20 protein-coding genes and 2 pseudogenes are annotated in these 20159 nt (G+C 57.2%); 13 read left to right on the top strand and 9 right to left on the bottom strand.

What is annotated here, in order from left to right:
* The 7 genes and pseudogenes from ERD80_RS04665 to mlaF form a co-directional block, all read right to left on the bottom strand.
* Positions 1–158 (bottom strand): annotated as a pseudogene (locus ERD80_RS04665) (UDP-N-acetylglucosamine 1-carboxyvinyltransferase); the annotation flags it as partial.
* A 46-nt stretch (positions 159–204) separates the two neighbouring features.
* Positions 205–462 (bottom strand): BolA family iron metabolism protein IbaG, encoded by a 258-nt coding sequence (ibaG, locus tag ERD80_RS04660; protein WP_007886637.1) that lies wholly within the window; start codon positions 460–462, stop codon positions 205–207.
* Positions 463–576: 114 nt separating this feature from the next.
* Positions 577–882, bottom strand: a complete 306-nt coding sequence (mlaB, locus tag ERD80_RS04655) for a lipid asymmetry maintenance protein MlaB (RefSeq protein WP_021507732.1) — start codon at positions 880–882, stop codon at positions 577–579.
* A complete protein-coding gene (gene mlaC / locus ERD80_RS04650; protein ID WP_021507733.1) occupies positions 882–1520 on the bottom strand; it encodes a phospholipid-binding protein MlaC in 639 nt (212 codons plus the stop codon). The genes mlaB and mlaC overlap by 1 nt, the downstream gene beginning before the upstream one ends.
* A 19-nt stretch (positions 1521–1539) precedes the next feature.
* Positions 1540–2082, bottom strand: coding sequence for an outer membrane lipid asymmetry maintenance protein MlaD (mlaD, locus tag ERD80_RS04645; protein WP_136545915.1), 543 nt, complete (start codon positions 2080–2082; stop codon positions 1540–1542).
* Between the two features lie 4 nt (positions 2083–2086).
* Entirely contained in the window at positions 2087–2869 is a 783-nt protein-coding gene (gene mlaE / locus ERD80_RS04640) for a lipid asymmetry maintenance ABC transporter permease subunit MlaE (RefSeq protein ID WP_021507735.1), read from the bottom strand.
* 4 nt (positions 2870–2873) lie between these two features.
* A complete protein-coding gene (gene mlaF, locus ERD80_RS04635; protein WP_021507736.1) occupies positions 2874–3689 on the bottom strand; it encodes a phospholipid ABC transporter ATP-binding protein MlaF in 816 nt (271 codons plus the stop codon).
* Positions 3690–3916: 227 nt separating this feature from the next.
* Here mlaF and ERD80_RS04630 point away from each other — a divergent pair, with 227 nt between their 5' ends.
* The 11 genes from ERD80_RS04630 to npr all read left to right on the top strand — a co-directional run bounded on the left by ERD80_RS04630 (position 3917) and on the right by npr (position 11918).
* Positions 3917–4900, top strand: coding sequence for a calcium/sodium antiporter (locus tag ERD80_RS04630; protein WP_104093949.1), 984 nt, complete (start codon positions 3917–3919; stop codon positions 4898–4900).
* A 12-nt stretch (positions 4901–4912) separates the two neighbouring features.
* Entirely contained in the window at positions 4913–5893 is a 981-nt protein-coding gene (kdsD, locus tag ERD80_RS04625) for an arabinose-5-phosphate isomerase KdsD (RefSeq protein ID WP_021507738.1), read from the top strand.
* Positions 5894–5906: 13 nt separating this feature from the next.
* On the top strand, positions 5907–6473 hold the full coding sequence (gene kdsC, locus ERD80_RS04620) for a 3-deoxy-manno-octulosonate-8-phosphatase KdsC (RefSeq protein WP_021507739.1): 567 nt from the start codon (positions 5907–5909) through the stop codon (positions 6471–6473).
* The gene (gene lptC, locus ERD80_RS04615; RefSeq protein WP_021507740.1) at positions 6470–7042 is read left to right on the top strand and encodes an LPS export ABC transporter periplasmic protein LptC; all 573 of its coding nucleotides are present in this window, start codon (positions 6470–6472) and stop codon (positions 7040–7042) included. The genes kdsC and lptC overlap by 4 nt, the downstream gene beginning before the upstream one ends.
* Positions 7017–7571 carry a lipopolysaccharide ABC transporter substrate-binding protein LptA gene (gene lptA / locus ERD80_RS04610; protein WP_031279739.1) on the top strand — a complete coding sequence of 185 codons (555 nt, stop codon included), beginning with the start codon at positions 7017–7019 and terminating at the stop codon, positions 7569–7571. Before lptC ends, lptA begins: the two co-directional genes overlap by 26 nt.
* A gap of 5 nt (positions 7572–7576) precedes the next feature.
* Complete coding sequence (lptB, locus tag ERD80_RS04605) at positions 7577–8302, top strand: LPS export ABC transporter ATP-binding protein (RefSeq protein WP_010618248.1); 726 nt, start codon at positions 7577–7579, stop codon at positions 8300–8302.
* 48 nt (positions 8303–8350) lie between these two features.
* Positions 8351–9784 carry an RNA polymerase factor sigma-54 gene (gene rpoN / locus ERD80_RS04600; RefSeq protein WP_031279740.1) on the top strand — a complete coding sequence of 478 codons (1434 nt, stop codon included), beginning with the start codon at positions 8351–8353 and terminating at the stop codon, positions 9782–9784.
* A gap of 21 nt (positions 9785–9805) precedes the next feature.
* Positions 9806–10093, top strand: coding sequence for a ribosome hibernation promoting factor (gene hpf / locus ERD80_RS04595; RefSeq protein ID WP_010618250.1), 288 nt, complete (start codon positions 9806–9808; stop codon positions 10091–10093).
* Between the two features lie 166 nt (positions 10094–10259).
* The gene (ptsN, locus tag ERD80_RS04590) at positions 10260–10742 is read left to right on the top strand and encodes a PTS IIA-like nitrogen regulatory protein PtsN (protein ID WP_031279741.1); all 483 of its coding nucleotides are present in this window, start codon (positions 10260–10262) and stop codon (positions 10740–10742) included.
* Between the two features lie 52 nt (positions 10743–10794).
* Positions 10795–11649, top strand: coding sequence for an RNase adapter RapZ (gene rapZ, locus ERD80_RS04585; RefSeq protein WP_021507744.1), 855 nt, complete (start codon positions 10795–10797; stop codon positions 11647–11649).
* Positions 11646–11918, top strand: a complete 273-nt coding sequence (gene npr, locus ERD80_RS04580) for a PTS phosphocarrier protein NPr (protein WP_058759594.1) — start codon at positions 11646–11648, stop codon at positions 11916–11918. Before rapZ ends, npr begins: the two co-directional genes overlap by 4 nt.
* Before the next feature lie 5 nt (positions 11919–11923).
* On the opposite strand, the gene mtgA is transcribed toward npr, so the two are convergent.
* Positions 11924–12646, bottom strand: coding sequence for a monofunctional biosynthetic peptidoglycan transglycosylase (mtgA, locus tag ERD80_RS04575; protein ID WP_136545913.1), 723 nt, complete (start codon positions 12644–12646; stop codon positions 11924–11926).
* Positions 12647–12952: 306 nt separating this feature from the next.
* On the opposite strand from mtgA, the gene ERD80_RS04570 reads away from it, so the two are divergent.
* On the top strand, positions 12953–13297 hold the full coding sequence (locus tag ERD80_RS04570) for a hypothetical protein (protein WP_136545911.1): 345 nt from the start codon (positions 12953–12955) through the stop codon (positions 13295–13297).
* A 157-nt stretch (positions 13298–13454) separates the two neighbouring features.
* On the opposite strand, the pseudogene arcB reads toward ERD80_RS04570, so the two are convergent.
* Positions 13455–15879 (bottom strand): annotated as a pseudogene (gene arcB / locus ERD80_RS04565) (aerobic respiration two-component sensor histidine kinase ArcB).
* An 884-nt stretch (positions 15880–16763) separates the two neighbouring features.
* Between arcB and ERD80_RS04555 the strand changes: the two are divergent.
* On the top strand, positions 16764–20159 hold a 3396-nt coding region (locus ERD80_RS04555), incomplete at its 3' end, for a glutamate synthase central domain-containing protein (RefSeq protein WP_248295824.1).

Below are 20159 nucleotides of genomic sequence, written 5' to 3'. Positions count from 1 at the left end.
GTGGTATCGATGTCACGCAGCTTCGGCACGTTCTGAATCTCTACCGGCTCTTCAGCCAGCAGCGCAGCAAACAGAATCGGCAGCGCAGCATTCTTCGCCCCGGAAATGGTCACTTCACCGCTTAAACGGGTGGGGCCTTGCACACGAAATTTGTCCATTAACACGGCTCTCAATTATCTATCAACAAAACAGCCAGAGTGGCGCTTAGAAACCGTTGAGTTTACGGTCGCGCGCCCACTCGGCTGGGGTATAAGTCTTGATGGACACCGCATGAATACGGTTATCCGCAATGTATTCCATCAGCGGCGCGTACACAGCCTGCTGTTTCTTTACGCGGCTCAGCTCGCCAAACATTTCGCCCACGGCAATGACCTGGAAATGGCTGCCATCGTTGCTGAGAACATGTACTTCTTCTAACGGCAGCGCCTGCATTAGCACGGCCTGAACTTCACTATTTTCCATCGCTCATTGCTTCACTTGATAATAATAAGGCGGATATCTTAGAGGAAAGCGCCTGACTCTTAAATACGCAAAAGCCCCTGAAAAAATCAGGGGCTTTGTCAGCAGCGCCGTTAATCAGGCGATTTGTTCCGCAGAAACAATAATCTGCTGCAGGTTATACAGCTTGATTAACGAGTCGAGCTTATCGGTGATACCACTGAAAAGCGGCGTCGTGCCCTGCGCCCGCGCGATTTCGCGCAGATGCACCAGCAGCGCCAGCCCGGCAGAATCAACCCGATCCAGCGCCGCCACGTCAATCGTGGTGATACCGGCCATGGCGCTGTCACGCGCCTGCCACAGCGCCAGCAGCGTATCGCGGTCCAGTTTGCCGCTTAGGGCCAGCGTGCTGGCAGTGCGCTGCCAGCGTAACGGTTCGCTCATTATTGCTGCTTGTCCAGGGTGATAGGCTGCGCGGCATAGGTTTTCAGCTGCGCAGTCAGGCCGTCGATGCCTTTGGTGCGCAGCAGATCGCTCCACTCATTCTGTTTGGTGGTGATCATGCTGATGCCTTCGGCAATCATGTCATAAGCCTGCCAGTTGCCGGTCTGGCTGTTCTTGCGCCACTGGAAATCAAGGCGCACCGGCGGACGACCGTTGGGATCGATGATGGTGACGCGAATCGCCACGATATTGGCATCGCCAATCGGCTGCTCAGGCTGAATCTGGTAAGTCTGGCCGTGGTACAACGCCAGCGCCTGACCATAAGCCTGCGCCAGATAATCCCCAAACGCGGCAAAGTAGGCGTCGCGCTGCGCCGGCGTGGCTTCGCGGTAGTAACGGCCCAGTACCAGCGCCCCCGCGTATTTAATCTGCACGTACGGCAGCAGCTCCTGGCGCACGATTTCGCGCAGGTAATTCGGATCCTGCTTAATCTTCGGCTGTTCGTTCTTCAGGCGGGTAAAGGTCTTCTCCGCCGCTTCGTTCATCATCTTGTACGGATTGCTCTGGTTGGCATCCGCTGCGTTTGCCGCCAGCGGCGCGATGGCCAGCAGGGCCACCATCAGGAAACGTTTTAACATCGTGTTGTACCTCTCTGGGTTATTCCGTTGTAGCAGGTGCTGCCGGGGCGCTCGCGCTGGCGGCGCCCGACGATTTCTCATTGTCCTTGTTGTCGCCGCTCTTGTAGAGGAACTGGCCGATCAGGTCTTCCAGCACCAGCGCCGATTTGGTATCCCGCAGCGTGCCGCCATCTTTCAGCATCGCCGAGCCAAGCTCCGGATCGTCAAAACCTAAGTTGAGCGCGAGGAACTGCTCACCCAGCAGACCCTGGGTGCGAATCGCCAGCGAGCTGGTGTCAGGAATTTTATTGGCATACTGTTCGCTGATGTCCATGGTGACGCGCGGCGACAGCGTTTTGTCATCCAGTGTAATGTCGGTGACGCGGCCAATCACCACGCCGCCAATTTTCACCGGCGAGCTGACTTTCAGGCCGCCGATATTATCGAAGGTGGCGTACAGCTTCCACGTTGGCTCAGTACCCAGCGATTTAAGATCGGCGACGCGCAGGCTGAGGAACAGCAGCGCCAGCAGCGCCGCCAGCATAAACACGCCAACCCAGATTTCGTTTTTTTTGCTTTGCATTGCATTAATTCCCAAACATCAGTGCCGTCAGCACAAAATCCAGTCCAAGCACCGCCAGCGAAGCATGGACTACGGTACGCGTCGTCGCGCGACTGATCCCTTCCGAAGTCGGGATGGCGTCATACCCATTGAACAGCGCGATCCAGGTCACCGTGATGGCAAACACCGCGCTCTTGATCAGGCAGTTGATCACATCGGTACGAAAATCCACCGCGTTCTGCATCGCCGACCAGAAAAAGCCCGGGTCGATGCCTTTCCAGGCCACCCCGACCAGCGCGCCACCGGCAATGCCCACCGCGGTAAAGATCAGCGCCAGCAGCGGCATACTGATAAAGCCGGCCCAGAAGCGCGGCGAGACCACGCGGCGCAGCGGATCAACCGCCATCATCTCCATGCTGGAGAGCTGCTCAGTGGCTTTCATCAGGCCAATTTCCGCAGTGAGCGCCGAACCGGCGCGCCCGGCAAACAGCAGCGCGGTGACTACCGGCCCCAGTTCGCGCAGCAGCGACAGCGCCACCAGCATACCCAGGCTGGTTTCCGCGCTGTAAGTGGTGAGTACCAGATAGCCCTGCAGCCCCAGCACCATGCCAATGAACAGGCCGGAGACCACAATGATCAGCAATGACAGCACGCCCACGCTATACAGCTGCTTCACCAGCAGCGGCGCATGCTTACGAAACGCCGGTTTACCCACCAGCGCATGGAAGAGCATTAAGCCCGCCCGGCCAAAGGCCGCACAGGTGTTAATTCCCTGACGCCCAAATGACGCCAGTGCCTGTAACCACATCAGTTTAGCTTCTCCCTGTGCGGGTCAGATCGCTGAGGTAATCCCCGGCAGCGAAGCGGAACGGCACCGGACCATCCGCATGACCCTCAATAAACTGGCGCACGCGCGGATCGGGATTCTCCCTCAGCTGCGGCGCACTACCCTGAGCAATAATCTTTTGCCCGGCAACAATATAGGCATGGTCGGCAATGCTCAAGACCTCCGGCACATCGTGTGAAACCACAATGCAGGTGACGCCCAGCGAATGGTTGAGCTCATCGATCAGCTTGACCAGCACGCCCATGGTAATGGGATCCTGGCCGACGAAGGGTTCGTCGAACATGATCAGCTCCGGCTCCAGCGCAATTGCACGCGCCAGCGCCGCCCGGCGCGCCATGCCGCCGGAGAGTTCGGCCGGCATCAGCTGTGCTGCGCCGCGCAGTCCGACGGCTTCCAGCTTCATCATCACCGTGCTGTGCAGTAATTCCGCTGGCAGCCGGGTGTGTTCGCGCAGCGGCCAGGCAACGTTTTCATAGACGTTAAGGTCGGTGAACAGCGCACCGGACTGGAACAGCATGCTCATTTTTTTACGCACGTCATACAGCTTACGGCGCGACAGCGTCGGAATGTTCTGGTCACGAAACCAGATCTCACCTTTGTCCGGCTGCAGCTGCCCGCCAATCAGGCGCAGCAGGGTGGTTTTACCGATGCCGGAAGGGCCCATAATCGCCGTGACTTTGCCCGCCGGAACGGTCAGCGAAATGTCGTCGAAGATGGTGCGATTGCCGCGCGTAAAACTGACGCCACGAACCTCAACCAGATTCGTTTGCTGCTGGATCATCATTACCTCTTTAAACGGATCGGGCGTAATTAACGTGGTGGATGGTAGCCTGGTAAACCACAATGCACGATAGTTTTACAGAAACTTACCCGTCCGGTGTGGCGAAAACGGCCTTAAAATTTACTTTTGCCTCTCAGACAGTCAAAATCAGCGCCTGATTCCGCACGCGCACTGCTTTTACCTGTCGGACAAGGTTTGCCGGCACCGTTATCCATCAAGGATTTTTCATGTTCGTAGCCACTGCCCTGCTGTTTATCGGATTGATTTTACTGGCTTACGGAGCTGACCGCCTGGTGTTCAGCGCCGCGATCCTGTGTCGATCCCTTGGCATTCCCCCGTTGATCATTGGCATGACGGTGGTGAGCATTGGCACTTCACTGCCGGAACTGATCGTCTCGTTCTCTGCCGCGCAGCATGGTCAGATGGATTTAGCCGTGGGTACCGCGCTGGGCTCGAACATCACCAATATTCTGCTGATCCTTGGTGGCGCTGCGCTGCTGCACCCTTTAACCGTACACTCCAATCTGATTCGCCGCGAACTCCCTCTGCTGCTGCTGGTCTCACTGCTCAGCGGCATCATGCTGTTTGATAACCAGCTCAGCCGGCTGGATGGCGTAGCACTGCTGCTGCTGGCGCTGGGTTATCTGCTGGTGGCGATCCGCATCGCCCGGCGGGCCGAGCGCGATAATAATGACACCCTGACGCGTGAACAACTGGCGGAGCTGCCGCGTGACGAAAACGGCAATACGGTGGCGTTTCTCTGGCTGGCGGTGGCGCTGATTATTCTGCCGATGTCGACGCGCATGGTGATCGACAACGCCACGGTGTTTGCGGATTACTTCGGCGTTAGCGAACTGGTGATGGGACTGACGCTGATTGCTGTCGGTACCAGCCTGCCGGAACTGGCCACGGTGCTGGCCGGCGCGCTGAAAGGCGAGGACGATATCGCCATCGGCAACCTGATTGGCGCCAATATCTTCAATCTGGCGATTGTGCTGGGCCTGCCGGCGCTGGTGCATCCCGGCGCGATCGATGCGCACGCCTTTGCGCGGGATTACTGGATTATGCTGGGCGTCAGCGTGCTGTTCGCCCTGCTGTGCCTGCTGCGCAAGCGCCGCATCGGCCGCATAGCGGGCACGCTGCTGTTAGGTGGATTTATCGTGTGGGTGCTGTGGCTGTGGCTCAGCCCCACGCTTATCGCAAGCTATTAAGGATGACTGACCATGTCACATCAGCAACCGGATTTCGACTTCCAGCAGGCAGGTAAAGCGGTACTGCGCATTGAACGCGAAGGGCTGGAACAGCTCGACCAGTATATTAACGCCGATTTCAGCCGCGCCTGCGAAATGATCTTTGCCTGCCGTGGCAAAGTGGTGGTGATGGGCATGGGCAAATCCGGCCATATCGGCAAGAAGATGGCCGCCACCTTCGCCAGCACCGGCACGCCGGCGTTCTTCGTCCACCCGGGTGAAGCCAGCCACGGCGATCTCGGCATGGTCAGCACCAATGATGTGGTGATCGCCATCTCGAACAGCGGCGAGTCGGGCGAAATCCTCGCGCTGATCCCGGTGCTCAAACGGCAGAAAGTGCAGCTGATTTGCCTGACCAGCCGTCCGGAGAGCGCCATGGGCCGGGCTGCCGATGTGCATTTATGCGTGAAAGTGCCGCAGGAAGCCTGTCCGCTCGGGCTGGCACCGACCTCCAGCACCACCGCCACGCTGGTGATGGGCGATGCGCTGGCGGTGGCGCTGCTGGAGGCGCGCGGCTTCACGCAGGAAGATTTCGCGCTGTCGCACCCGGGCGGCGCGCTGGGGCGCAAACTGCTGCTGCACGTCAGCGACATTATGCACAGCGGCGATGAAATTCCCCACGTCACCCGTGACGCCTCGCTGCGCGACGCGCTGCTGGAAATTACGCGCAAAAACCTCGGCCTGACGGTGATTGTCGACGACCTGATGAAAATCGAAGGGATTTTCACGGACGGTGACCTGCGCCGCATCTTCGATATGGGCATCGATTTCCAGTCGGCGCGTATCCAGGATGTCATGACGCGCGGCGGGATTCGCGTGCGCCCCAACCTGCTGGCGGTGGACGCGCTTAATCTGATGCAAAACAAAAACATCACTGCGCTGCTGGTGGCCGATGACGATCGCCTACTCGGTGTGGTACATATGCATGACATGCTGCGCGCTGGCGTGGTCTGAACGGGAAACAACAATGAGTGCTGAAACCACGATGGTCGACACCTGCTACGGTCCGGTGAGCGCCGACGTGATGGCGCGGGCGGCCAACATCCGCCTGCTGATTTGCGATGTCGACGGCGTGATGTCCGACGGCCTGATTTACATGGGCAACAGCGGTGAAGAGCTAAAGGCCTTTAACGTGCGCGACGGTTACGGCGTGCGCTGCCTGCTGACCTCGGACATCGAAGTGGCTATTATTACCGGCCGTCGCGCTAAACTGCTGGAAGATCGCTGTAAAACGCTCGGCATTACGCATCTTTACCAGGGACAGTCGGATAAGCTTTTGGCCTGGCGCGAACTCCTGGATAAACTGTCACTATCGGCAGACCAGGTCGCGTATATTGGTGACGACCTGATCGACTGGCCGGTAATGGCACAGGCGGGTCTGAGCGTGGCCGTCGCCGATGCGCATCCGGTGTTACTGCCGCGCGCGCATTACGTGACGCGCATTGCTGGCGGTCGCGGTGCAGTACGTGAGCTATGCGACCTGATTTTGCTGGCGCAGAACAAATTTGAGGATGCCAAAGGGCAATCAGTATGAGTAAAAGCAGGCGTTGGATAACGCTGATTCTGGCGCTGATCGCCCTGGTGCTGATCGGCTGGAATCTTACCAACCAGGACGACAGCGCCACGCCGGTGGCGACCAACGATCAGGCGCCGACCTACACCAGCGCTAACTCCAGCACCGTGGTGTATAACCCGACGGGTGCGCTGGCCTATAAGCTGGTCTCGGATAAAGTGACCTACTTTTCGGCCGAAGAAGTGAGCTGGTTCGATAATCCGGTGATGACCACTTACGACGAAAACAAAGTGCCCACGTGGTCGGTTCGTGCTGACAAGGCAAAGCTGACGAAAGATCGTATGCTGTATCTTTATGGCCACGTTGAAGTACACACATTGACGCAGGATTCCCAGCTTGAGCGCATCATCACGGATAATGCTCAGGTTAATCTGGTCAGCCAGGATGTGACGTCTGACGATCAGGTCACCCTATTTGGCCGCAGTTTTAACTCCACTGGCATGAAGATGCGCGGCAACCTACGGACAAAGAATGCCGAGCTGCTTGAAAAGGTCAAAACCTCCTATGAAATTCAAAATGAACAAAAATAGCCTTAAGTTGCTGCTGGTGAGTGCGCTGCTGGCAACCAGCCTGCCGGCGCTGGCGTTAACGGGCGATTCGGACAAGCCGGTTAACATCGACTCGGTGAACCAGGCGCTCGATTTGCAGGGTAACGTCGCCACCTTTACCGGCAACGTGATCGTGACCCAGGGCACCATCAAAATTACCGCCGATAAAGTGGTGGTAACGCGTCCCGGCGGCGACAGCAACAAAACCATCGTCGATGCCTACGGCAATCCGGCCACCTTTTATCAGATGCAGGACAACGGCAAACCGGTGCAGGGTCACGCCGCCAAACTGCACTATGAGCTGGCCAACGATTTCGTCGAGCTGACCGGCAACGCCTTTATTGAGCAGCAGGACAGCAACATCAAAGGCGATCGCATCACCTATCTGGTGAAAGAGCAGAAAATGCAGGCCTACAGTCAGGGCCAGAGCAAGCGCGTCACCACCGTGCTGGTGCCGTCGCAGCTGCAGGATAAAAACGGTTCGTCTGCGAGCCCCAAAAAGAGTAACTGATCGCTATGGCCACATTAGTCGCTGAAAACCTGGCGAAAGCCTACAAAGGCCGTCGCGTAGTAGAAGATGTCAGCCTGCAGGTGAAATCCGGCGAGATTGTCGGCCTGCTGGGCCCCAACGGGGCCGGTAAAACCACCACCTTCTACATGGTGGTCGGCATCGTGCCGCGTGATGCCGGCCGCATCATCATTGATGAAGAAGATATCAGTATTCTGCCGCTGCATGCGCGCGCGCGCCGCGGCATCGGTTATCTGCCGCAGGAAGCGTCGATCTTTCGCCGTCTGAGCGTCTACGACAACCTGATGGCGGTACTGCAGGTGCGTGACGATCTGACGGAAGAGCAGCGTCAGGACCGCGCCAATGAGCTGATGGACGAGTTCCACATCGGCCATCTGCGCGACAGCATGGGCCAGGCGCTGTCGGGCGGTGAACGTCGCCGCGTCGAGATTGCCCGTGCGCTGGCCGCCAATCCAAAGTTTATCCTGCTGGATGAACCTTTTGCCGGCGTTGACCCCATCTCCGTTATCGATATCAAAAAGATCATCGAACACCTGCGTGACAGCGGCCTCGGCGTGCTGATCACCGACCACAACGTGCGTGAAACGCTCGCGGTGTGTGAGCGCGCATATATCGTCAGCCAGGGCCATCTGATTGCCCACGGCACGCCAGATGAAATTCTTGCAGATGAGCAGGTTAAGCGGGTTTATTTGGGCGAAGAGTTCAGACTCTGATAAGGTGTCGGCATACCCGACATTTGCTTAGGAAATTCTAGCCGGATTATGAAGCAAGGTTTGCAACTCAGGCTCAGCCAACAGCTGGCGATGACCCCCCAGTTGCAGCAGGCAATCCGCTTGCTGCAACTCTCTACGCTTGAACTCCAGCAGGAACTGCAACTGGCGCTGGAAAGCAATCCGCTGCTTGAACAAACCGATCTGCACGATGAAGTCGACGCCCGCGAGTTTCAGGAGAACGAGGCGTTAGATACCCGTGAGGCACTCGAACAGAAAGAGATGCCGGAAGAGCTGCCGCTCGATGCCACCTGGGACGAGATCTACACGGCCGGCACGCCCTCCGGCACCGGCACCGATTACCAGGACGACGAGCTGCCGGTGTATCAGGGTGAAACCACGCAGTCGCTGCAGGACTATCTGATGTGGCAGGTGGAACTGACGCCGTTCACCGACACCGACCGCGCCATCGCTACCTCCATCGTCGATGCCATCGACGATACCGGTTATCTCACCGTCAGCTTACAGGACATTTGTGACAGTATTGGTGACGAAGAGCTGACGCTGGAAGAGGTGGAAGCGGTGCTGAAGCGCGTACAGCGTTTCGATCCGGTGGGCGTCGGCGCACGCGATCTGCGTGACTGCCTGCTGGTGCAGCTGTCGCAGTATGCGGCCGATATGCCGATGCTAAACGAAGCACGGCTGATCGTCAGCGAGCACCTCGACCTGCTGGCTAACCATGATTTCCGCAGCCTGATGCGCGTGACGCGGCTGAAAGAAGAGGTGCTGAAGGAAGCGATGCTGCTGATTCAGTCGCTCGATCCGCGCCCCGGGCAGTCGATCAATACCAGCGAGCCCGAGTATGTGATTCCCGATGTGCTGGTGCGCAAGACTGGCACGCGCTGGACGGTGGAGCTGAACGCTGACAGCCTGCCGCGCCTGAAGATTAATCAGCATTACGCCGCGATGGGCGGTTCTGCGCGTAATGACAGTGACAGCCAGTTTATTCGCAGCAATTTACAGGAAGCCCGCTGGCTGATTAAGAGCCTGGAGAGCCGCAACGACACGCTGCTGAAAGTGACGCGCTGTATTGTCGAACAGCAGCAGGCGTTTTTTGAACAGGGTGAAGAGTATATGCGTCCGATGGTGCTGGCGGATATCGCCCAGGCCGTGGATATGCATGAATCCACTATTTCCCGCGTCACCACGCAAAAGTATTTGCACAGCCCGCGTGGCATTTTTGAACTGAAGTATTTTTTCTCCAGTCACGTCAGCACCGAAGGCGGTGGCGAAGCCTCGTCGACGGCGATCCGTGCACTGGTGAAAAAATTAATCTCCGCGGAAAATCCCGCAAAACCCTTGAGCGACAGCAAACTGACCTCCATGTTATCTGAACAGGGCATCATGGTGGCGCGACGTACGGTTGCTAAGTATCGCGAGTCTTTATCTATACCGCCATCAAACCAGCGCAAGCAGCTGGTTTGACCGAAACAAGAAGGAAGACCTATGCAGCTAAACCTTACCGGACTGAATGTTGAGATAACCGACCCACTGCGCGAATTTGTAAATAACAAATTTGCCAAACTGGAACACTATTTTGATCGTATCAATCAGGTTTATATTGTTCTGAAAGTGGAGAAGGTGACGCAGATTGCGGAAGCAACCCTGCACGTCAACGGCGGGGAGCTGCACGCCACATCGGAAGCGGAAGACATGTACGCGGCCATCGACGGGTTAATTGACAAGCTGGCCCGTCAGCTGACCAAACACAAAGACAAACTGAAAAAACACTAACCTTCACGCTTGCAGAGTGCTGACGGGTTCAGCACTCAGAGGAGAAATGGGGCGGGTCACCGCCCCGTTTTGTCATCTGCGCAAGCGCCTGCAGTCACCTGCCCTGCCCGTTCGCGGTGTCCCGGTACGTGCCTTACGGCTATGTGAACACGCAAGTGAAACGATGATGAACAACGATCTGACACTGGAATTGAGCGCGGTCCTTTCGCTGGACTGCACCCGCAGCGGCGTACACTGCCAGAGTAAAAAGCGCGCGCTGGAAATTATCAGCGAGCTGGCCGCTAAGCAGCTCAATCTGCCGCACCAGACGCTTTTTGAAGCCATCCTGACCCGTGAACGCATGGGAAGTACCGGCATTGGTAACGGCATCGCCATTCCGCACGGCAAGCTGGAGGAGGATACGCTGCGCGCCGTTGGCGTGTTTATCAGCCTCGACCAGCCTATCGCCTTTGACGCCGTCGACAACCAGCCGGTTGACCTGCTGTTTGCCCTGCTGGTGCCCGCAGACCAGTGCAAAACCCATCTGCACACCCTGTCGCTGGTGGCGAAACGCCTGGCGGATAAAACCGTCTGCCGCCGTTTGCGCGCGGCACAGAGCGATGAAGAGCTCTACGCCATCATTACAGAAGCTCAGGAAGATCACGCTTAAGCGACAGACACTTTTACCGGCCTGCGTGCCGGTTTAACACGGGAGAAATGTGATGGTGCTGATGATCGTTAGCGGTCGGTCAGGCTCAGGAAAATCAGTCGCGCTGCGCGCCCTCGAGGATATGGGCTTCTACTGTGTCGATAACCTGCCGGTGGTGCTGCTGCCGGAGCTGGCGAACACCTTAACCGAGCGCAATATCTCAGCGGCGGTTAGCATTGACGTGCGCAACATGCCGGAATCACCGGAGGTGTTTGAGCAGGCACTGAACAATCTGCCGGAAGCGTTCTCGCCACAGCTGCTGTTTCTGGACGCCGATCGCAACACGCTGATCCGCCGCTACAGCGACACGCGCCGCCTGCATCCGCTCTCCAGCAAAAATCTGTCGCTGGAAAGCGCCATTGATGAGGAGAACGATCTGCTGGAGCCGCTGCGCTCGCGTGCCGATCTGATCATCGATACCTCAGAGATGTCGGTGCATGAGCTGGCAGAAATGCTGCGCACGCGCCTGCTGGGCAAGCGTGAGCGTGAACTCACCATGGTGTTTGAATCCTTCGGCTTCAAGCACGGCATCCCGATCGACGCTGATTACGTGTTTGACGTGCGGTTCCTGCCTAACCCGCACTGGGATCCGAAACTGCGTCCGATGACCGGGCTCGATCGTCCGGTGGCGGCCTTCCTCGATCGTCACACCGAAGTGCACAACTTTATCTACCAGACACGCAGCTATCTCGAGCTGTGGCTGCCGATGCTGGAAACCAATAACCGCAGCTATCTGACGGTGGCGATTGGCTGCACCGGCGGTAAGCACCGTTCGGTCTACATTGCCGAACAGCTGGCAGACTATTTCCGTTCGCGCGGTAAAAATGTGCAGTCCCGTCATCGCACCCTGGAAAAACGCAAATCATGACCGTGAAGCAAACCGTTGAGATTCGAAATAAGCTGGGTATGCATGCGCGCCCGGCGATGAAGCTGTTTGAGCTGGTGCAGAGTTTTGATGCGGAAGTGCTGCTGCGTAACGAGGCCGGCACCGAAGCCGAAGCCAGCAGCGTGATTGCGCTACTGATGCTCGACTCCGCTAAAGGCGGTCATATCGAAATCGAGGCCAGCGGCCCGCAGGAAACCCAGGCGCTGGCCGCGGTCATTGAGCTGTTTGAAGCCGGTTTTGACGAAGACTAACCGCGTCAGTGCAGCTGGTAACGGTTGAGGAAGCCCTCGCCGCCCAGCTGGCGCATCTGGCGCATAATCCACTGCTGGCGCTGACGAATGTAGCCGGACGGTGCATCCGCGCGGAAGCGAATCGGATTCGGCAGCACCGCCGCCAGCAAAGCGGCTTCCGCCATGCTCAGGCGACTGGCAGGCTTGTGGAAATAGCGCTGCGATGCCTCTTCCACACCAAACACCCCGTTCCCGAATTCCGCAATATTCAGGTAGACTGTCAGAATGCGGCGTTTGGTCCAAACCGTTTCCAGCCCCACCGTCAGCCCGGCCTCCAGCCCTTTGCGCACCCAACTGCGGCCATCCCACAAGAACAGGTTCTTCGCCGTCTGCTGAGACAGCGTTGATGCGCCGCGCATCCGTTCGCTGCCGTCATTGTCCAGCACCTGCTGAATGGCTTGCACGTCAAAGCCCCAGTGCTCAGGAAACTTCTGATCTTCCGAGGCGATCACCGCCAGCGCCATCCACGGTGAAATCTCATCCATTCCCACCCAGTCTGAATGGGCGACATAATCGAAGCGTCCGCTGAACCACGCGCCAAGCTGCCGCTCCACCATTACCGCCGAAAACGGCACCGGCAAAAATGCGAACAGCACAATACCGGCCAGCCACAGACCCAGCCATGCCAGAAGCACCCTGCCAGCCAGCCGCTTCAGGCGCTGGACCATCTTCCCTTTACTCTTACTCATGCAATCGTCTCTTACCGGTTCCCTGGATTAATCAATTACTCAGGTCATGATTTCAAATAGCGGTGATGCAAGCCGGAATTTTATCTCTGCGGCATCGCGACCACCAGCCAAACTCATTGCGCGGGCAACCATCGTTCCTCTATTAGAGCCAGTCGCATCAAGCACTTCCGGCAAAAAGGAATCGGTTCCATGCAGAAAAATCGCGCAGCGCGGACAGGCATAAATACTTAACCGATTGTGATACCGCTCACGTTAAACCTTTCACGATGTTTAACTATCATCTTTAGTAGTCAGTGAAGATGTTCATTGACAACCGAGACCATTCTGAAAAACACGGCGCAAATAGCGACAATTACGCTTCAGACCAAGGCGCAACCTGTAAAACGTTTTACCGCCCATCCGGTTTACGCTAACCGTTCAATGCCCGAACTGGAACTTTCAGCCGGGGGTTTCCAAAACGTTTTGGATAACCGCCGCAAAATCTGGTTATTCATTATTAAAATCAATAACATGAGCATAAAAACGGCCGTTGCGCTGCGCTTTTTGCCGTTTCCCTTCGCCGCACAGCGCTTTCCGGACCGCGACTGTGGGAAAACCAGGCAAAAAACCGAACATTTGCTCAAAAATAGTGCAATACGCCAAAGAAATTGATTCCTTGCTTGACTGTGTCAGCAAATTAATGTTTTCTGTATTTAAACGCTGCTCAACATCACACAATTTAATGAATCTTGTCACAAGCTGTGGCGAATTTGCTAAGGTGATTTTGAAGCGTTAACCAATACCACGCTGTTGCTTTTGTATTCGATTTCTAATAATAGCAGCAGCGCCCATTTCCCTGGTGTTGGCGCAGTATTCGCGCACCCCGGTTTCGACTGGGGTCATTTTTTTTCTGGCCCGCGCTATTTTTCCCGCTCCGCAACCCAGTTCCGTAATACTTCAACGTCGTGCCGCCACTCGTGCTTCAGCTCGTCGACCCACTCCTGCACGTTATCCCACCAGGCCGGCAATTCCGGTGACTGAATCTGTTTCGCCAGCTTCTGCAGATGCAGCAGGCCGACGGAGCCCGCCGCGCCTTTGATCTTGTGCCCCTCTTCGGCGATGCCCTTCTGGTCACGCGCCATCATGTTGGAGTCCAGCACCTCAAGATAACCCGGCATCATCTGCTCGAACATCGTCAGGCTTTGGGTGATCAGCCCCGGACCAACCAGCTCGATATACTGCTCCAGCATGTCGACATCCAGCAGCGTGCGTGACTGTTCCGCGTCGGCGTCACTCACCACCGCTTCCGCTTCGGCCTGGTAATCCCAGAATTTCTTGATCATCGCGGTCAGCGCCGGCACCGCCAGCGGTTTGCTCAGCACATCGTCCATGCCGGCATCGAGATACTCTTTTTTATCCTTCAGCACATTGGCAGTCAGCGCGACCAACGGCGGCAGCGTCACGCCGGCGTGCTGCTTATGAATGGCGCGCGACACATCGAGGCCGGTCATGTCCGGCAGCTGGATATCCAGCAGCACCAGGTCGAACTCCTGCGGATCGAACATCGCCAGCGCCTCACCGCCGGTCATCGCCACCTCCACGCTGCAACCCAGCTTCTCCAGTATCGAGCGCGCCACAATCACGTTGAGCTCGATATCTTCTACCAGCAGCACGTGCAGCGGCGGCAGCGGCATGCTGTCGTCCTGATCCTCATCTTCCACTTCATCCGCCACGCGCGGCGCGTGAATTTCCACGGTAAAGCACGAGCCCTGACCCGGTGCGCTGCTAACAGTAATATCGCCGCCCATCGCCTGCGCCAGCCGGCGTGACACCGCCAGGCCAATTCCGGTGCCGGTGGCCGGTTTACCGCCGTGCTGATCTTTTACCTGGTAATACATGGCGAAGATTTTGTCCTGCTCTTCCTGCGGAATGCCCATCCCGGAGTCCTGCACCTCAAAGTGCAGCGTTTCGTCCTGGCGATAGGCGACGCGCACCACGATTTCGCCCTGCCGGGTAAACTTCACGGCATTGCCGATCAGGTTCCACAGAATCTGGCGCAGGCGCGTGCCGTCGGCGGAAATCTTGTGCGGCAGCGGCAACTCCGGTGCCATGACGAACTTCAGCCCTTTCGGCTGCGCCAGCAGGCCGGAGAGGTTTTCCAGGTCGGCGAGGAAGCCGGTGAAATCCAGCGGCTGGTTATCCAGCTGCACTTTGCGCCGTTCAATCTTGTCGACTTCAATCACATCATTAAAGATGTTGCCGAGGGTGATGGCCGAGACGTGAATGGTTTTCAGGTACTTCAGCTGCTCCTGGTTGAGATCGGTATCCAGCAGGATACGGCTTAACCCGACGATGCCGTTAAGCGGCGTACGCAGCTCGTGGCTGATGGTGGAGATAAAGGTGGTCTTTTCACGGCTGGCGTTCTCCAGCGCGTCCTGATAGCGCTTACGCTCGGTAATATCGCGTCCGAAGCCCATCAGGCCGCTGCGCTTACCGACGCGGTCGTAATACGGCACTTTGCGGATTTCAAAGCAGGCTTTGCGCCCGTCCGGATACTGCAGCCACTGTTCATAGGTGAGCGACACATTGTGGCGAAACACCTTCTCATCGGTCTCCAGCACTTTGGTGGCGGCATCTTCGTCATAAATGTCGCGCGGCGTCAGGCCAATCAGCTGCTTCTCGCTCAGGCCGGTGAGCAGTTCCATGGCACGGTTACAGCCGGAGAACTGTTTGTCGATGTTGCGATAGAACACCAGGTCGGGCGAGGCATCAAGGAACGAACGCAGGAAGGAAGATTGCTGCTCCAGTTCAATCTGCGCCTGTTCACGCCGCGTCATCTCTTCGCGCAGCTTATCCATCACTTGCTCGCGCGCCTGCTCTGCTTTAATACGGTCGCTGATTTCCTGGTTCAGCTGGCTGATGGTCTCTTTCATCTGCTGATTCAGTTCAAGGTCGCGCGTGCGCATCTCCTCCAGCTTGTCCACCAGCTTCGACAGCCGCTGGCGCGACTCCTCCAGCTGATCGACCACCACGGAGAGAAAGTAGACCGCCCACGGGGTAATCAGCAGGCCAAAAAACACCGAACGCACCACGTCGATACTTTCAACGTGGCCACGCAGCACCATGGTGACCGCCATCTGCACCACCATTGCCAGCACCACCAGCGCCGAAGCCAGCAGCAGCGAAAACCGCACCAGCCCGAGCTTGACCATTAAATCCACGTAGTACTGTGCTAAAAGACGAATCTGTTTCATTACGCGCTCCCTGAACGAATCTGGCTCATCATAGCGTAATTATCTGCGCGCTGCGCCGCCGCACGCGCCGTGCGGACTGACTTTACGCCCTGTTATGGTGCAGCAGCGCGACGTTTCGCCGACGTTCCCGCCTTTATGCCTAAAGCGCTTGACTAATTCTGCTAACTGAATAATCTGGAGGGCCGCGCTTTTGCGGGTCCCCGTGCCGCGTGCCCGGCGCATCCGCTTTCTGCAGCCATCCCTCCTGATGGTTGCCTTCCGTTATTGCATATCCATTCAGCTTAAGTGCTGTTTTAATCACACCCTGGTTAATTAATTTTACTAATGGCAACCGCGTTTTGATTCAAATGTTCCGCCATAAGAAAAACAGATACATGCTGTGCACGAAACGGTCCAAACAGAATTTTGTGCTGGCATCCCCACATTCAACAGCATGGTCTGGAAATATGAGGCCGATCACACAGTGAGACGGCTCACACTTCATAAGGGAATCAGAAAGGTCAGATTGACATATATTTACGTAATAAAAACATAATAATCATACAGTTAAATCGCAAAAAGGCTAATTAACCGTAATAAAGCTGGCTATTTGACCTGAGTTCGCTTTCCCGATAAGTTGGAATTCCGCTGGATGCTTTCCAGTCGGGACTGTGTCTCGGCATATCTATGCAGCAAGAAGACTCCCTCTGGATGCAAGTTATCTCCCTTAGAGACCGGATTTTATGGACAGCCAATCAAGGACGTGAATCAGTGCCTTGATTGTCGTTGTCCGGTGTTGCGACGTCCGCGTAAAAGCGCGCGAAAACAAATTGATACAGCACGCAGCAGCGCTCTGTGCCTGAAATAATGCAGGTAATGTCTAAAGCAGTTTAAGGAGACCCTCAATGTCCACTCAACAACCTAACCCCTGGGGTTTGTATGATCCATCAGCAGGAAGCGACAGCTGTGGTGTAGGTTTTATTACCCGCAAGGACGGCGAGCAGACCCATGAAATCCTGCAGATGGCGCATAGCGCCCTGTGCACGGTACCGCACCGTGGCGGGATGTCTGCAGAGGGTGTGGGCGATGGCGCGGGCGTTAACGTTGACCTCTCCCTGAACTTCTTCCGTAAGCTGACCGGTCAGGCGCTGGAAGCGGGCCGCTTTGGCGTGGGCAACTTCTTTGTGCCAAAAGATGCGGCGCTGCGCGCGAACGCAGAGCGTCTGGTTGAAGAGACGCTGGCCGCTTACAACTTCCCGGTGCTGCTGAAGCGTGATATGCCGCTGGACAACAGCGTCACGCGCCCGGCCGCACAGCAGTTCCAGCTGCCGATCGTGCAGTGGGTGTTTGCCGCACCGCAGGACGTTACCGAGCAGAGCGACTTCGAGCGCCACATTTACCGTGCGCTGCTGGACATCGAAGCACGCGCCTTTACCGAAAGCGAATTCGGCGGCCTTTATCCGCTGTCGCTGTCGTCGCGCACTCAGGTGTTCAAAGCCCGCCTGAACTCCAACGAAGTAATTCCTTACTTCAAAGATCTGACCGATCCCGATCATCAGGTGCGCGGACTGTTTTTCCATACCCGCTTCTCCACCAATACCGATCCGCATACCACAATGGCGCAGCCGTTCCGTCTGATGGCGCACAACGGTGAGCTGAACACGGACCGTAAAAACCGCATCGCGGAAGCGGCACTGATGCTGGCGCGCGGCAAAAAGATCGTGCGGCCAAAAGGCCAGTCTGACAGTTCGCGTCTCGATCAGAGCATCCACAGCCGTCTGATGGAAGATAACCTCGATCTGATCAACGCCGTGGTTTCAATGATGCCGCCGGCGTGGGAAAACGACACCTCGCTGTCGGCTGAAGTGCGCGCCATGCTGGAATACTTCTCGCTGTATGAAGAGAAGAATGACGGCCCCGCCGCGCTGATCTTCGGTAACGGCGAAGTGATCGGCGCAAGGCTGGACCGTCTTGGCCTGCGTCCGCTGCGCTCCGTCGAAACCGCTGAGTACATCGGTGCGATGTCAGAAGCCGGCCAGATCGCCTTCCCACCGGAGAGCGTGCTGCGTCGTGGCCGTATCGAAGCTGGCGGCATGCTCTATTACGATCACAAAGAGAAACGCTCTTACACCACCGTGCAGGCGCTGGAAAAGCTGGCGGCGGAAAAAGATTATCTCTCCCTGGTGCAGGCGGCACGCGTTGAACTGCAGCAGCTGCCGGAAGTGCCGGCAGAGAAACTCGGCTCACCGCTGCGCTATCGCGGCGACCTGAAAACCTATCAGCGCTTTGTGGCTTACTACTACAACCAAGAAAGCTTCAAATTCATGATGGACCCGATGCTGCAAACCGGCGCTGAGAAGATCTCCGCGATGGGTTACGGCAACGCCATCAATGGCCTGTCCGATCATGAAGGCGGCATGGCGCACTACTTCTCGCAGCGCTTTGCACAGGTCACCAACCCGCCGCTCGACTCCATCCGTGAAGCGGACGGCATGACGCTGCGCGTGGCCCTTGGCGCTAAACCGCACCTCGGCCGCAGTAAAGGCCAGCAGATCATCGTGCCAAGCCCAATCCTGACGCACCTGGACATGCTGCGTCTGCGCGAGCAGAAAGTGGCGCCGTATGCGCGCTTCGAGATGCTGTATGAGCCGGTGATCGGTAAAGACATCGTCAGCCGCGCCGCCAACGCCAAAGCGCTGGAAAACGCTATCGATAACCTGGCGCAGCAGGTGGTGGATTTTGCCCGTCAGCAGGGCGGCATCGCGGTGATCACCGATCGCCATATCTCGTCAACCCATGCTGCCATTCCGATGCTGCTGATGGTGTCGGCCATCAACCAGCGTCTGGTGCAGGAAGGCCTGCGTCTGGATGTGTCACTGGTGGTCGAGAGCGGCCAGAGCATCTCCTCGCACCATATCGCCGCCACGCTCGGCTTCGGCGCCTCTGCCGTGTATCCGCTGGGCGTACAGATGCGTGCAGAAGAGAAGTTTGGTGAAGGTGAAGAAGGCAACAAAGCGTTCAAACGCTATGCCAAAGCGGCAGAAAAAGCGCTGATGAAAACCATGGGCAAAGTGGGCCTGTGTACCGTTGAGAGCTACAGCTGCGGTGAGTTCTTCGAGCCGAACTTCCTCGATACCGAAGATCCGGTGCTGAAGAAATATTTCCCGAATATCAAAACTCCGGTGGGCGGCGCGGGCTTCCCGGCCATCGCGCAAATGGCGGTGGACTGGCACCAGAGCGCACTGAAAATTCAGGGCGAAGCCGAAGTGCCACTGCTGGGTCTGTTCAAAGAACGTTCTGAGGGTGCGGGCCACTCGTATGGCACCATCGCAGTACGTACCTTTATTGATATGACAGAGCAGCCGATTCGTTTCGCCGACAAAGCGCGCGAAGAGGACAACTTTATCCGTCTGATGACGCTGGCCAGGCTGGACAACGCGTTCAGCATCAAAGCCGAGTCGTTCAAAGACAGCAGCTTCGAGCGCATCCCGAATGCGGTGATCGACAGCTTTGCTATCACGCCAGATTACCGTCAGTTCTCCAGCCTGATGCACGCCGAGCGTAAGCGTCGTCCGGCGGCGCTGCGCGACATCCTCGCGCTGCCGTGCGATCTGACCCACGTGGACAGCGAAGCCGAATTTGGCCGCAAGCTGGGCCGCTACTCGCTGGTCAACAACGGCTTCGCCATTCGCGGCCTGCGCTGCGAAGCGGTGAACGGCAGCCTCAACCAGTTTGAGCTGCGTCTGATTGATGCTATTGCCGGCCTGAAGCCGGAGAGCGAGCGTCTGGCCGCGCTGTCACGCGCGCTGAAAACCCGCTTTAACGATGAGATCGAAAGCAGCAGCATCACTGAAGGCGTGTTGCACATTACCGCTTACGGCCAGGCAGCAGACTATCTGGCAAAAATCTTTACCGCGCTGCCTTCGCTGCCGCTGGAAGAGATCCAGCCGGCGCACGAAATCACCCGTACCTTCGCCTCAGGCGCTATGAGCCACGGCGCGCTGGTCGCGCCGGCGCACGAAGCGGTGGCGCACGGCACCAATATGGTGGGCGGAATGAGTAACTGTGGTGAAGGTGGCGAACACTATTCACGCCACGGCACCATTCGCGCATCGCGCATCAAACAGCTGGCGTCCGGTCGTTTCGGCGTGTGGGCGGCTTATCTGGCCGACCCGATGCTGGAAGAGCTGGAGATCAAAATTGGCCAGGGCGCTAAACCGGGCGAAGGCGGTCAGCTACCAGCACCGAAAGTGACGGTGGAGATTGCGGCCGCACGTGGCGGTACGCCGGGCGTTGAGCTG

It is taken from the genome of Pantoea sp. R102, from assembly GCF_004916815.1.
Taxonomy (GTDB): Bacteria; Pseudomonadota; Gammaproteobacteria; order Enterobacterales; family Enterobacteriaceae; genus Pantoea; species Pantoea dispersa.
This window is presented reverse-complemented; position numbering and strand designations above follow the sequence as displayed.

What these genes read in the sequence shown, in the direction of transcription:
- ibaG (WP_007886637.1), bottom strand. Translation starts at nt 462, where the DNA reads ATGGAAAATAGTGAAGTTCAGGCCGTGCTAATGCAGGCGCTGCCGTTA.
- mlaB (WP_021507732.1), bottom strand. Translation starts at nt 882, where the DNA reads ATGAGCGAACCGTTACGCTGGCAGCGCACTGCCAGCACGCTGGCCCTA.
- mlaC (WP_021507733.1), bottom strand. Translation starts at nt 1,520, where the DNA reads ATGTTAAAACGTTTCCTGATGGTGGCCCTGCTGGCCATCGCGCCGCTG.
- mlaD (WP_136545915.1), bottom strand. Translation starts at nt 2,082, where the DNA reads ATGCAAAGCAAAAAAAACGAAATCTGGGTTGGCGTGTTTATGCTGGCG.
- mlaE (WP_021507735.1), bottom strand. Translation starts at nt 2,869, where the DNA reads ATGTGGTTACAGGCACTGGCGTCATTTGGGCGTCAGGGAATTAACACC.
- mlaF (WP_021507736.1), bottom strand. Translation starts at nt 3,689, where the DNA reads ATGATCCAGCAGCAAACGAATCTGGTTGAGGTTCGTGGCGTCAGTTTT.
- ERD80_RS04630 (WP_104093949.1), top strand. Translation starts at nt 3,917, where the DNA reads ATGTTCGTAGCCACTGCCCTGCTGTTTATCGGATTGATTTTACTGGCT.
- kdsD (WP_021507738.1), top strand. Translation starts at nt 4,913, where the DNA reads ATGTCACATCAGCAACCGGATTTCGACTTCCAGCAGGCAGGTAAAGCG.
- kdsC (WP_021507739.1), top strand. Translation starts at nt 5,907, where the DNA reads ATGAGTGCTGAAACCACGATGGTCGACACCTGCTACGGTCCGGTGAGC.
- lptC (WP_021507740.1), top strand. Translation starts at nt 6,470, where the DNA reads ATGAGTAAAAGCAGGCGTTGGATAACGCTGATTCTGGCGCTGATCGCC.
- lptA (WP_031279739.1), top strand. Translation starts at nt 7,017, where the DNA reads ATGAAATTCAAAATGAACAAAAATAGCCTTAAGTTGCTGCTGGTGAGT.
- lptB (WP_010618248.1), top strand. Translation starts at nt 7,577, where the DNA reads ATGGCCACATTAGTCGCTGAAAACCTGGCGAAAGCCTACAAAGGCCGT.
- rpoN (WP_031279740.1), top strand. Translation starts at nt 8,351, where the DNA reads ATGAAGCAAGGTTTGCAACTCAGGCTCAGCCAACAGCTGGCGATGACC.
- hpf (WP_010618250.1), top strand. Translation starts at nt 9,806, where the DNA reads ATGCAGCTAAACCTTACCGGACTGAATGTTGAGATAACCGACCCACTG.
- ptsN (WP_031279741.1), top strand. Translation starts at nt 10,260, where the DNA reads ATGAACAACGATCTGACACTGGAATTGAGCGCGGTCCTTTCGCTGGAC.
- rapZ (WP_021507744.1), top strand. Translation starts at nt 10,795, where the DNA reads ATGGTGCTGATGATCGTTAGCGGTCGGTCAGGCTCAGGAAAATCAGTC.
- npr (WP_058759594.1), top strand. Translation starts at nt 11,646, where the DNA reads ATGACCGTGAAGCAAACCGTTGAGATTCGAAATAAGCTGGGTATGCAT.
- mtgA (WP_136545913.1), bottom strand. Translation starts at nt 12,646, where the DNA reads ATGAGTAAGAGTAAAGGGAAGATGGTCCAGCGCCTGAAGCGGCTGGCT.